This is a genomic window from Chitinophaga sp. RCC_12 (genome assembly GCF_041360695.1).
Lineage (GTDB): Bacteria > Bacteroidota > Bacteroidia > Chitinophagales > Chitinophagaceae > Chitinophaga.
Genome location: NZ_JBFUPS010000002.1, coordinates 315,865 through 329,118, shown reverse-complemented (window position 1 = coordinate 329,118; position 13,254 = coordinate 315,865). Strand labels below are relative to the sequence as shown.

Below are 13,254 nucleotides of genomic sequence, written 5' to 3'. Positions count from 1 at the left end.
GTACCATTTGTGTTAACTTTTATTTAATACCAAAAATATCATTTTATGCGAGCTATATGGTCAGGATCCATAGGATTCGGGTTGGTAAACATCCCGGTAAAACTATTTAGCGCTACCCAGGACAGCCGCCTGGACCTGGACATGCTGGACAGCAAAAACGGGGCGCACATCAAATACCAGCGCATCAATGAAAATACAGGTAAAGAAGTGCCCTGGGAGCAGATCGTAAAGGGCTATCTGTATAAAGATGAGTATGTTATCCTGGAAGATGAAGATTTTGAAGCAGCCAGTCCTAAGAAAAGTAAAATCATCGAAATAGAGTCTTTTGTGGAAGAAACAGAGATCGACGATATCTATTTCGAAAATCCTTATTTCATTGAACCTGCCAAAGGAGGCGAAAAAGCATACGCCCTGCTGCAGCAAACCCTCGAGAAAACGGGTAAAGCAGGCATCAGCCGGTTTGTACTGCGCAGCCAGGAACACCTGGCCGTGATCCGGCCGCGGGAAAATTACCTGCTGTTGCAACAACTCCGCTTTGCGGAAGAAATCCGTTCCGCTGAGGACCTTACCCTGCCAACGCATGTAAAACTGGCCAAGAAAGAGCTGGATATGGCCATAGAACTGGTAAAACAATACACCACCGAATTTGATATCAGCCAGTATAAAGATGAATACAAGGCGGAACTCCTGAAAATTATAAAGGCCAAAGCCGGTGGTAAGAAGCCGGTAGTGAAGAAAATGCGCGTGGTACACACCAAGAGCGATAACCTGTTCGATCAGCTGAAAGCCAGCCTCGGAGGTAAACCGGCCACCAAAAAACGCGCATCATGAGTTTATCGGAATATAAAAAGAAACGAAACTTCACGGAAACTACTGAACCTGCTACAGGTAAGCCGGTGGCCGGGAAACATATTTTCGTGGTACAGCGGCATCATGCTTCCCGGCTGCACTATGATTTCAGGCTGGAAGTGGATGGCGTGCTAAAAAGCTGGGCAATACCAAAAGGTCCATCCATGAATCCGGCAGATAAGCGGCTGGCAATGGAGGTAGAGGATCATCCCTACGATTACAAGGATTTTGAAGGCACCATTCCCGCCGGGAATTATGGCGCAGGTACCGTGTACATCTGGGACAAAGGCACTTTTGAGCTGATGAATCCCGATGGGAAAAGCTTTGATAAAGAAGCTCTCCGGGAGCTGAAATCCGGCGATCTGAAAATTGTAATGAAAGGAAAGAAACTAAAAGGAGAATTTGCACTGGTAAAGATGAAAGGCCGCGAAGAAAATGCCTGGCTGCTGATTAAACACAAAGATAAATATGCCGTTGATGAATATAACAGCGAAGACTATACGCCGGAAAGAATAAAAGCACAGGGAGAAAAAAATAAAGCTGCCACGAAGGTGGCAAAAAAAAAATCAACAGCAGTAGTCAGCGCTGAGGTGAAAAAGAAAACAACCCGCGCCGCCCGGAAAATAAAGAAAGTATATAAACCGATGCTGACAACCCTCGTCAGTGAACCATTTGATGGCAACGACTGGCTCTTTGAAACCAAGTGGGATGGCTACCGGGCCATTGCCAGCGTGGAAAACCATCAGGCAAATTTGTATTCCCGCAATGAGAAGTCTTTTAATGAAGACTATCCCGCGGTAGTGGCTGCCGTGGAGAAAATTTCGCATAATGTGGTGCTGGACGGAGAAATTATTGTACTGGATAATAAGGGCAAATCCCATTTTCAAACGCTGCAAAACTACAGGACTACAGGTAAGGGAAAACTGGTATATGTGGTATTCGACCTGCTTCATCTGGATGGGAACGACTTGCAGCACCTGAGCCTGCTGGAGCGGAAAAGTCTGCTGAAAGATGTGATAAAGGAATTGAATGATAAAACCATCCGTTTTTCCCCCCATGTGCTTAAAAAAGGAATAAACTTTTTTGAGAAGGCCCGTACACAAGAATGGGAGGGCATCATTGCCAAAAAAGCAGACAGCGTGTATGAAGAGGGCAGAAGAGGAATGGCATGGCTGAAGATAAAAATTGTGAACGAGCAGGAAGCCTTGATCTGCGGTTATACCGCGCCCCGTGGCAGCCGGAAACAAATAGGCGCCCTGGTGCTGGGAATGTATGAAAACAAAAAACTGAAATACATCGGGCACTGCGGAGGTGGCTTAAATGAAGCCACTATCGGGCAGTTATATGCGCTACTGCAGCCGTTAATCACCAAAACATCGCCGTTCTCCGAAAAGGTAGGTACCAACATGCCGGTTACCTGGGTAAAGCCGGAACTGGTATGTGAAGTGAAATTCCAGGAATGGACCGGCGACGGACATCTGCGGCAACCGGTTTTCCTCGGCCTGCGGGAAGACAAGCCGGCGAAAGAAGTACATCCTGAAACAGCAAAGAAGATAAACATGGCTACTACTATTGAAAAAGAACGCACCCTCACGCTCAACAGCAAGAAAGTATCCCTTACTAATCAAACAAAATTATACTGGCCGGATGAGCAGATCTCAAAGGGACAACTGATCGATTACTACCTGTCGGTGGCAAAATATATTGTGCCTCATCTGAAAGACCGGCCCCTGTCACTGCATCGTTTTCCCAACGGCATCAAGGGACCTTCTTTTTACCAGAAAGATCTCGACCTGGAGCAGGCCCCCGCATGGATAAAGAGCGTGCCGCTGCGGGCAGATTCTACCGGAAAGGATGTAGACTACCTGGTGTGTAACAACGAAGCCACGCTGGCCTATATGGTCAACCTCGGGTGTATAGAAATAAACCCCTGGTTGTCGAGGCTAAGCAGCCTCGACAAACCGGACTTCATGATACTGGACCTCGATCCGGAAGATATTGATTTTAAGTACGTAGTAGAAACGGCCTTGCATATCAAAAACATGCTGGACAGTTTCCATATCACGTCTTTTTGTAAAACCTCCGGCTCTACCGGTTTACATATTTATGTGCCCACATCGGCAAAGCATCCTTATGAAACTACCCGGCTGTTTGCGGAATATATTGCACGGCATGTTAATGAGGAGTTGCCGAAAAGCACCAGTGTGGTTCGCGCCAAATCTGCCCGGAATAAAAAAGTGTATATCGACTTTTTGCAGAACAGTAAGGGCCAAACTGTAGCGTCTCCTTATTCTGTCCGTCCCAAACCCGGTGCTACCGTGTCTATGCCGCTGCTGTGGGAAGAGGTAAACGAAAAGCTCCGTATCAGCGACTTTAACATCCACAACTCACTGGAACGCGTAAACGAAGTTGGCGACTTGTGGCACGATATTAAAAGTGTTAAAAATGACCTGCGTAAAGTGATCCGTGAAATAGAAAGCAATGCGCACGCCTGATCATTTTGTTCATTTAAAACTGATGTCATGGAAAAGCCTTTATCTTCAAAATCATTACCGGCATATGGTTTCATTCTTGGAGCAATATGCATCGTTTTTACCCTGATCTTTTATGTAACAAAGTTATACGGTAATTTATGGATGGGATATTTTGGTAACCTTATCATGTTCCTCGGTGTGCTGATTTCCATTATCCATTACAACAGGGTACATAAGGATAAAACATCTGCTACGTCGGCCTTTACGATGGGGTGGCGTACTACGCTTATTGCCACCATCATATATGCTGTTTTTTTGCTCATATTTCACCTGGTGGTAGGTGGTAATCCTTCGCACACGCTGGTGGAAGAAGATACGGTGAAAGGAAATTTCTGGATCTATTTCCTGGGGAATGTATTGTTTGTAAATCTTTTTGTGGGTGTGGTAGCCGCCTTACTCGGCGGGTTGGTATTTAAGGCTAACCAAAAAACAGATAAATCACGGAAGCCATAGGAACTATTATCTTTGCATGGCTATGTCTAAAGGCCATATTTTAATAATCGATGATGAGGACCAGCTCCGCAAGCTTTTAAGCCGCCTGCTGGGCCTGGAAGGATATACACTTCATGAGGCGGGCAATATAAGGTCCGCCTTAAAGGTCCTGGAGAAAGAAGAAGTACAGGTGATCCTGTCTGATGTAAAGCTGCCGGATGGCAACGGGGTGGAACTGGTACAGCAGATACGCACCAGGTACCCCGAAATTGAAACCATTGTACTCACCGCTTATGGTAACATCGCCGATGGCGTACAGGCCATTAAAAACGGCGCTTTCGATTATATCACCAAAGGAGATGATAACAACCGGATCCTCCCGCTGGTGAGCAAGGCAATGGATAAAGCGCATCTGCAATTCCGCATCCGCGACCTCGAAAAGAAAATCGGAGGCAAATATAATTTCGGCAGCATCCTGGGAGAATCCCCTGAAATACACGCCGCTATTGCTTTAGCGGAAAAAGTAGCGCCATCGGATATGACCGTGCTGCTGCTGGGTGAAACCGGCGCCGGTAAGGAAGTATTTGCACAGGCCATACACCAGGGAAGTCAAAGGAAGCAACAACCCTTTGTTGCCGTTAACTGCAGCGCCTTTGGTAAAGAAATCCTCGAAAGCGAATTATTCGGGCATGTAGCCGGCGCCTTTACCGGCGCAGTAAAAGATAAAAAAGGTTTTTTTGAAGAAGCCCGCGGGGGTACCATTTTCCTGGATGAAATAGGAGAGATGGCCATAGAGCTGCAGGCTAAAATGCTCCGCGTACTGGAAACCCAGGAGTTTTATAAAGTAGGGGAAACAAAACCTACTAAAACGGATGTGCGGATCATCGCCGCTACCAACCGGCAACTGGAACAGGAAATAGCCGCCGGGCATTTCCGTTCCGATCTCTACTACCGGCTGTCTGCCTTCCAGATTTCCCTGCCCTCACTGAATGAACGGCGGAAAGATATACCCCTGCTGGCTACCTGGTTCCTTCAGCAGATAGCGCCCAAAATGAATAAACGTATCACCGGGATGACGCCCGCCTTCCTGCACGCGCTGCAACAACACAGCTGGAAGGGAAATATCCGCGAACTGCGTAATGTAATTGAAAGAGCGGCCATCCTAACGGATACGGATATCCTGGATACCCCCGTGCTGCCGTTCGATTTCCAGCAAGGGAACGCGGAGGACGCATCTTCCCTTAAACTGGCAGATATGGAGAAAGCACATATTATCCGGGTGCTGGCCCACGCCAAAGGCAACAAAACCAGGGCGGCAGAACTGATGGGCATCGGCTTAACCACCCTTTACAACAAAATTAAGGAATACAATATCAGCGCATCATAACAGCCAGCCTAATAACAGGCACGCCAGTACGATAAAGGGCGAGGGCACCTTGGTAAGGCACAGCAGTGCCAGCGTACTGGCCATGATCAGCAGGTTGTACCAGTTCACCGGGATTACAAAGAAGAGAATAAAAGTGGCTGCCCACATTATGCCTACTACCACCGCATTGATCCCCTCCAGGGCACGGTATATCACCACGTATCTTTTCAGGTTGTTCCAGATCGGGAAGAAAAACAATACCAGCAACAGGCTGGGCAGAAAGATAGCGATAGGCGCTATAATACATCCCAGGAACTGGTATCCCATACCCAGGTTCCGCATGGCCATACCGCCAACATAGGCGGATATGGAAAACGTAGGACCAGGGAGCGCCCGCATAATACCGGCGCCGGTAAGCAGTTCCTCCGCAGAAAGGTATTGCGATTTAGCGCGTGTTACATACTGTTCCAGCATCATGGCAATCAGGATATCGCCACCGCCAAATACGAGGCTGCCGAAACGGTAAAAGTTTTCAAAGAGGTTAAAAGGACGCCGCGTTATCCATTCATGGGTACGCGCCAGCTCAGACAGCACCCCGGCCAGGATAAACAGCGACACAAATAACCAGATATTGCCCCACTGTATTTTACGTGGTTTTTCCGCCACCCCGGGAATACGCTTGTTACTGAAGTTGGAAACAATACCACCCAGTATAATCAGCGCAGGAAAGGTCCATGGCGATTTCAGGAAGAAAGCGGTGAACATGGATACCACCATGATGGCAAATGTTGCCATACTGTTAATACTGATCCGGAAAGCACGGATGCCGCCATAAGCAAGGAAGCCTACCGCCATCGGCTGTACGTACTTAAAGATATCTGTATGCAGGGCGTTCTTGCCGAAGTATTGTAACAGGAAACTCAGGGAGCCCATGATCAAACAGGCCGGAGAAATCCATATCAGCAGGGTAATAATAGCCAGTATCGCGCCACCGCGCTTATAGCCGATTAAGGTAAGGGTTTGGGAAGAAGAAGCACCGGGAAGCAGCTGGCAGAAAGCATTGTATTCCATTAGCTCCTGTTCCGTTACATCCTTCCGTTGCTGTACAAATGTTTTCATCATCATGGCCAGATGACCCTGCGGGCCTCCGTAGGCAGTGATGCTATGTAATAGCACAGCTTTAAGAAAAGGTATATGACGTAGAAGCACAGTTATTTTAGTGTATGCCGATTGGACAGGTTATAAGGTAATCAAATATCCGGACAAAATACAACGGTGCTGCTAATATCGGAAATCCCCAAAACAATAAAGGCACAATACTTGTAATATCGGTGACTATTATAACGAATATGGCCTTTTGTCCGTTGTATCAGTTTGTCAGACAGGTTAATCACCCACCGGCATGAAAAATGTTCGGATCTAAAGAATAACCATATCAGGAAGAACCGTTAAAGAAGAGACTTGCTTATACGCAGGATATTTATAAAGTCCCGGTAAACAATTTACCGGGACTTTGCTATGTAATAGCTTTATTTTTTCAAGCCTATTTCGCGTAAGCGTTCATCCAGGTACTCACCGGCGGTGATAGGCTCATATGCCAGCGGGTTCTCTGCAGTAACGCAGCTTTCCAGGCTATCCAGTTTCATATTGGATTTAGGATGCAGGAAGAAGGGAATCGAATAGCGGGAAGTATTCCACATTTCGCGGGGAGGATTTACCACCCGGTGTGTGGTTGATTTCAAACGGTTATTCGTTAACCGCTGCAGCATATCCCCCACATTTACCACAATCTGTTCCGGCAGGGAGGTAACCGGTACCCAGTTATCTTGTTTATCCAGGATCTGCAAGCCATCGGCAGAAGCGCCTACCAGTAAAGTGATGAGGTTGATGTCCTCATGCTGCTCCGCACGGATAGCCGATTTTGGCTCCTGTGTAATAGGCGGATAATGGATGGCCCTTAGTATAGAATTACCGTTATGGATTTTATCATCAAAATAGTTTTCCTCCAGTCCCAGGAACAGGGCGATAGCCTGTAACAGGTACCTGCCGGATTTCTCAAATCCCCGGTATGCTTTAAAGAAGGTAGGCGTAAACTCCGGCACTTCCGCCACCTGTACGTTGGCAGGGTATTCGGAGCTGATAGGATCGTTGTCCTCTACCGTTTGCCCAAACTGGAAAAATTCCTTCAGGTCCGGCGCGTCATAACCTTTGGCGTGTTCCTTACCAAAGGAGGTATAACCGCGTTGACCGGCGAGCTCCGGAATTTCATACTGGTGTTTGGTGTCAGCGGGAAGCTGGAAGAATTGTTGTACGTATTTGTAGAGGTCTGCAATCAGATCGTCAGGAATCCCATGATTCTTTACCGCTACAAAACCAACTTCTTCATAAGCCTTACCTAACTGCTGCACAAAGGCTGCTTTTCGCCCTGCATCTCCGGATGTGAAGTCTGCAAGGTCCACTGAGGGGATAGAGTGGGTAGTTGCCATATTTTGAATTGTTGTTTTGGAGCGATAAAGGTAGGGAAAAATAGCTCATTTGAAGTAGCCGGCCTCTTTATCGTTAATATCCACCACGGCATAGCGGTCTACTTTATTGATGAGCATTTCATCCATCATATCCACCACATTTTTATAGTTCGACGCCTGGTGTGCTTTGATCAGTACCATCAGTTCATTTTTTTGGAAAGCTTCATACACGGCAGCCTTCTTTGCCATGATCACATCCCGGATACCATTGCGGTTGGCATAGCTGCTATAGTGTACCTGTGGCGGCATAGCGGGATCGTCGCCAATACCTTCATACCAGGCAATACGGTTGTCCGGACCAAGGATTACAGTCAACGCTTTTTTTGCCGGCAACGACATCGGATCGCCGTCGTCTTTTGGCATAATCAAATCCATTGTTTTGGGTTTGGCCATCGTGGTAGTGAGCATAAAGAAAGTGATCAGCAGGAAGCCCAGATCTACCATAGGTGTCATATCTACACGTGTGGATTTTTTATTGCTGCGGGTTCCCCTTTTACCCTGTTGCGGAGCAGTATTCATTTCAGCCATATATAACGGTTTAGGTTAAACGAAATTGGTTGAAAGCGCTTTCATTGTTATAGATGCGCGAAGTGTGCGATTCCATAAAAGCGGGTGGGGGGCGCCTTCGGCGCTTTTAAATTGTCTTGGCTCAGGATTACGCTGATTATGTTGATTACGCTGATTTTCCCACCATTTGTTGTAAGTATTTCGGGGAGATAAGAGCGGGTTTTGTCTTTCTCGCTGATTACGCTGATTATACTGATTACCTTGATTTTATTTTTTTGAAATTTTGAATATGGTTAGAATGAAAAAGGAGACAAAAGCGAATCGCTTCTATCTCCTTTTTCATCTATAAAATCCATTAAAAAATCCAAAAAACAAAATCAAGGTAATCAGTATAATCAGCGTAATCAGCGAGAAAGACAAAATCCGCGCTAGAACTCCGCACTCTTCGGGGTCCGCGGGAAGGCGATTACATCGCGGATGTTCGTCATACCGGTAACAAACAGCATTAGGCGTTCGAAGCCCAAGCCAAAGCCTGCGTGTGGTGCGGTACCAAAGCGGCGGGTATCCAGGTACCAGCTCAGTTCTTCTACTGGTACGTGCATTTCTTCCATACGTTTTACCAGTTTGTCGTAGTTCTCTTCACGCTGTGAACCGCCAACCATTTCACCGATGCCGGGGAACAGGATATCCATTGCCCGCACGGTTTTATTGTCGTCGTTGAGCTTCATGTAGAAAGACTTGATCTCTTTAGGATAATCGGTTAAGATCACCGGTTTCTTAAAGTGTTTTTCTACCAGGTAGCGTTCGTGCTCGCTCTGCAGGTCGGCGCCCCAGTCTTCGATCAGGTACTGGAACTTCTTGTTCCTGTTATGCTTGCTGTTTTTCAGAATGTCGATAGCTTCTGTATAGGTAATACGTACAAACTCGTTATGCAGCACAAATTCCAGCTTTTCAATCAGGCCCATTTCACTGCGTTCCTGCTGTGGTTTTTGTTTATCTTCTTCGGTGAGGCGGGTAGCCAGGAAGTCGAGGTCATCACGATTGTTATCAAGTACATATCCGATAACGGACTTGATAAATGCTTCCGCCAGGTCCATATTATCTTCCAGCTCATAGAAGGCCATTTCCGGTTCAATCATCCAGAACTCCGCCAGATGGCGGGCTGTGTTGGAATTTTCAGCACGGAAAGTTGGGCCGAAAGTATAGATATCACCAAATGCCATAGCACCCAGTTCGCCTTCCAGTTGCCCGGAAACCGTGAGGTTGGTGGATTTACCGAAAAAGTCTTCTTTGTAATCAATATCGCCGTTTTCGGTCAGTGGCGGGTTTTTCATGTCCAGCGTGGTTACACGGAACATTTCACCGGCGCCTTCTGCATCGGAAGCGGTGATAATAGGCGTGTGCAGGTATACGAATCCGCGATCGTTAAAGAAGCGGTGTACTGCAAATGCCAGTGCATGACGTACCCGGAAGATGGCGCCGAAGGTATTGGTACGGAAACGCAGATGCGCTATTTCACGCAGGTATTCCAGGCTGGGCTTGTTCTTCAGCTGCAGCGGGTATTTTTCCGGATCACAGTCGCCCAGTATTTCCAGGGTGGTAGCTTTTAATTCTACTTTCTGCCCTTTACCCAGGGAAGGTATAATTTCGCCGGTGGCGCTGATAGCCGCGCCGGTAGTGATACGCTTCAGCAGCGCGGCGTCCGTATCCTCAGTATTAATTACAATTTGTAAATTATTATTGGTGGAGCCATCGTTCAAAGCTATAAACTGGTTGTTGCGGAATGAACGCACCCAACCCTTAACTGTAACTTCGTAATGCGCCTTGTCGTCTGACAAGATTTGCTTGACTTTCACCCTTTGGCTCATAATATATATAATTTTAGGACTGCAAAAATAAGTGGAAAACTTCATAGTAGGTAGTACGGGTTCCGGCCTTTTTCCGGGATGCCACTGCAAAGGAAATGTTAAAAAAGAGGGGTTAAACAGGCGCTACCCCAGTATAAACAAGGGTTTGGGCGCCCGGCTAACAGTAGGATACAGCCCGGAGAAGAGCGGTTTTAGGGGCCACTTTGGGGCAATTTGTACTTAAATATTTTTGGATAATAGTAAAACTTGTTTTAATCTTGCGGTATATTCTGCCTGATTAAGTTCATTTTTCCATCTTCATCGGCAGTTCCTAAACTCAATCATTCCCTATCAAATTTAATAAGCTAATTAAATTTATTGACTCAAAAACAATTATTTGTAATTGGTGTATGTTGGTATGCAGTGGTACCCGCCTCACAACACTTCTAAAATTTGACAACACAGATGATGTACGACATCTTACAACTGAACGACATGCTCGTTCCTGAGCTGCTTGATATTGCAGAGAAACTGGACGTTCCCAACGCAAAAAAACTGAACAAACAGGACCTCATCTACAAAATTCTTGATAAACAAGCAGTATTAGCCTCAGAAGATAACCAATCCAACGGAGACGAAAAGAAAGCACGGAAACGCAAACCTGTAAAGAAAGACGAAGCAAACAACGCTGCTGAAGAACCTGCTCACGCTGAAGAAAAACCGGCTGCTAAGAAACCAGCAGCAAAAAAAGCTACCGGAACGAAATCAAAAGATAATGACGAAGACGAGAAACCGGTATCTTCTGCCAAACCTAAAATAAAAGATTTTGAAATAGACCTGGACAGCATTCCTTCTCTCACTTTCGATGATGATGATGATATCATTATCCCTTCTTTTACAGAAGACGAAGATCCGGAAGAGGAAGAAGAAGTGGTAGTAATTCCTCCGGCAGAAGATGAGCTGGATGAAGACGACGATTTTGTAGTGCCCGGAGAAATCCCGGTAGCGCCTGCAGCACAGAAGAACCGCTTCCCTAACAAGAAAGAACCAGTTTTCAATATAGAATTTGATGGTGTTATTGTAAGTGAAGGTGTACTGGAAATGATGCCCGATGGCTATGGTTTCCTCCGCTCTTCCGATTATAACTACCTCAGTTCCCCGGATGATATTTACGTATCTCCGTCGCAGATTAAACTCTTCGGCCTCAAAACCGGCGATACCGTGAAAGGCTCTGTACGTCCGCCTAAAGAAGGGGAGAAGTACTTTGCTTTGCTGAAAGTGGAAACAATTAACAACAAGTCACCGGAAGAAGTACGCGACCGTGTACCTTTCGATTACCTGACACCACTGTTTCCTTTCGAAAAACTGAGATTAACCACTACCTCCAATAACTACTCCACGCGTATCATGGATATGTTTACGCCTATTGGTAAAGGACAACGCGGACTGATTGTAGCGCAGCCTAAAGTAGGTAAAACCATGTTACTGAAGGAAGTAGCCAACGCCATTGCTACCAATCACCCGGAAATTTACCTGATGGTGGTACTGATCGATGAGCGTCCGGAAGAGGTAACAGATATGGAACGCAGCGTAAAGGCAGAAGTGATTGCCTCTACCTTCGATGAACCAGCTGAAAAACACGTGAAAGTATCTGCCATCGCACTGCAAAAAGCAAAACGCCTGGTAGAATGCGGTCATGATGTGGTAATCCTCCTGGATTCCATTACCCGTCTCGCCAGAGCGCACAATACCGTGGCACCTGCTTCCGGTAAAGTACTGAGCGGTGGTGTGGAAGCTAACGCCATGCAGAAACCAAAACAGTTCTTCGGTGCGGCACGTAAAATAGAACATGGGGGTTCACTGACCATCCTGGCTACCGCATTGATTGACACCGGTTCTAAAATGGACGAGGTGATCTTCGAAGAATTTAAAGGTACCGGTAACATGGAACTGTTGCTGGATCGTAAACTGGCTAACAAACGTATCTTCCCGGCGATCGATGTTTCTGCATCTTCTACCCGTCGTGATGATCTGTTGCTGGATAAAGATTCCCTGAAACGTATCCACATCCTGCGCAACCACCTCGGTGATATGAACACAGATGAGTCGATGCACTTCATGCTGCAACATATGCGCGGAACCAAAAACAACGAAGAATTCCTGATCTCTATGAACAGCTAGAAACAGGTTATCTCATAAAAGTAAAAACCCGTTACGGACAACCGTAACGGGTTTTGCTTTTATGAGATACGAGCTATTGTTTTTTCTGCTGGCCTGGTGCAAATGGTTTGGCGGATTTAGTGCCATAGATCTTTTTTTGCTGACCGGGTGGTAGTCCATGTGGATTACCTCCGGGATGAGTAGTTACACAGCCACTGTAAATGATGGCAGCTGCAAAAAGCGACAGTACAAGTTTTAGGTTTCGCATGACGGTTGTTTTAAGAGAATATCCATACAAATGCAAAAATCCCGCCACAGTATTACTGCGGCGGGATTATCCAATCTATCTAACCTTATAACTATCTTACATAAAACATCATATGATGCTTAGAATATCCAGTTTACACCAACCTGAAATTCTTTAGGGAAATCGAAGTTAAAAGTGCTGGTGTTGGTTTTAACACCTGTTGCTTCTGCTTTCTTCTGATCGTAAGCATAGCTCAGACCACCGAATGCACCTTCCAGCATGAAATGTTTGCTTACGAAGTAAGTGATACCAGGCAATACTCTCACGGAGAAACCGTTGTAAGTAGCTGTTTTTGTATCATCGGTTTTGTCTGTACCAAAGTGGTAGCCAGCATTGGCTTCAGCGAAGAATGCAAATTTGCTTTCACCGATCATGTGGTAGTTACGAACAAAAACGCCCGGAGTGATATCGGATGATTTGGTTTTAACACCTGCAACATTTTTGTCGTTGCTGAATTCTGATCTTGCAAATACACCGATAACCCAGTTAGGAGTCAGTGCCACACCAACTTTCGGGCTGATACCGAAGGAAGTGCTGGTGGTTTTGTTGTCTGTGTCTTTTACTTTCTGTGAGCTGGTCGTAACATTCAGATTACCTCCTAAAATTACATCGCCTTTCGAAAACTGAGCCTTTGCTACTTGTGTGCCGAACAGTGCTACTGCGGCCAATACAATCAACTTTTTCATCTGTCGTTAAATTTAAATATTCATTAAAACTATTCCTGTGT

The 13,254-nt window shown here is 46.1% G+C and carries 11 protein-coding genes; 5 read left to right on the top strand and 6 right to left on the bottom strand.

What is annotated here, in order from left to right; all coding sequences use genetic code 11:
- The first annotated feature begins 45 nt into the window (after window positions 1–45).
- The 4 genes from AB6805_RS06570 to AB6805_RS06555 are packed head-to-tail and all read left to right on the top strand — an operon-like array spanning window position 46 to window position 5,202.
- Window positions 46–831, top strand: coding sequence for a Ku protein (locus tag AB6805_RS06570; protein WP_370908646.1), 786 nt, complete (start codon window positions 46–48; stop codon window positions 829–831).
- Entirely contained in the window at window positions 828–3,344 is a 2,517-nt protein-coding gene (gene ligD, locus AB6805_RS06565; protein WP_370908645.1) for a DNA ligase D, read from the top strand. The genes AB6805_RS06570 and ligD overlap by 4 nt, the downstream gene beginning before the upstream one ends.
- Before the next feature lie 27 nt (window positions 3,345–3,371).
- The gene (locus tag AB6805_RS06560; protein ID WP_370908644.1) at window positions 3,372–3,836 is read left to right on the top strand and encodes a DUF4199 domain-containing protein; all 465 of its coding nucleotides are present in this window, start codon (window positions 3,372–3,374) and stop codon (window positions 3,834–3,836) included.
- Between the two features lie 16 nt (window positions 3,837–3,852).
- Window positions 3,853–5,202 carry a sigma-54-dependent transcriptional regulator gene (locus AB6805_RS06555; protein ID WP_370908643.1) on the top strand — a complete coding sequence of 450 codons (1,350 nt, stop codon included), beginning with the start codon at window positions 3,853–3,855 and terminating at the stop codon, window positions 5,200–5,202.
- On the opposite strand, the gene chrA is transcribed toward AB6805_RS06555, so the two are convergent.
- The 4 genes from chrA to asnS form a co-directional block, all read right to left on the bottom strand.
- Window positions 5,197–6,357 carry a chromate efflux transporter gene (gene chrA, locus AB6805_RS06550; RefSeq protein ID WP_370908642.1) on the bottom strand — a complete coding sequence of 387 codons (1,161 nt, stop codon included), beginning with the start codon at window positions 6,355–6,357 and terminating at the stop codon, window positions 5,197–5,199. The two genes, AB6805_RS06555 and chrA, sit on opposite strands and share 6 nt — an antisense overlap.
- Window positions 6,358–6,710: 353 nt before the next feature.
- On the bottom strand, window positions 6,711–7,667 hold the full coding sequence (locus tag AB6805_RS06545) for an isopenicillin N synthase family dioxygenase (protein ID WP_370908641.1): 957 nt from the start codon (window positions 7,665–7,667) through the stop codon (window positions 6,711–6,713).
- Window positions 7,668–7,712: 45 nt separating this feature from the next.
- Entirely contained in the window at window positions 7,713–8,234 is a 522-nt protein-coding gene (locus tag AB6805_RS06540) for an ExbD/TolR family protein (protein ID WP_370908640.1), read from the bottom strand.
- A 407-nt stretch (window positions 8,235–8,641) separates the two neighbouring features.
- Window positions 8,642–10,081, bottom strand: a complete 1,440-nt coding sequence (gene asnS, locus AB6805_RS06535; protein ID WP_370908639.1) for an asparagine--tRNA ligase — start codon at window positions 10,079–10,081, stop codon at window positions 8,642–8,644.
- Window positions 10,082–10,525: 444 nt separating this feature from the next.
- Here asnS and rho point away from each other — a divergent pair, with 444 nt between their 5' ends.
- Window positions 10,526–12,241 (top strand): transcription termination factor Rho, encoded by a 1,716-nt coding sequence (gene rho, locus AB6805_RS06530; RefSeq protein ID WP_370908638.1) that lies wholly within the window; start codon window positions 10,526–10,528, stop codon window positions 12,239–12,241.
- Between the two features lie 73 nt (window positions 12,242–12,314).
- On the opposite strand, the gene AB6805_RS06525 is transcribed toward rho, so the two are convergent.
- A complete protein-coding gene (locus tag AB6805_RS06525; protein WP_370908637.1) occupies window positions 12,315–12,488 on the bottom strand; it encodes a hypothetical protein in 174 nt (57 codons plus the stop codon).
- Between the two features lie 119 nt (window positions 12,489–12,607).
- Window positions 12,608–13,213, bottom strand: coding sequence for an outer membrane beta-barrel protein (locus AB6805_RS06520; protein ID WP_370908636.1), 606 nt, complete (start codon window positions 13,211–13,213; stop codon window positions 12,608–12,610).
- Window positions 13,214–13,254: the final 41 nt, after the last annotated feature.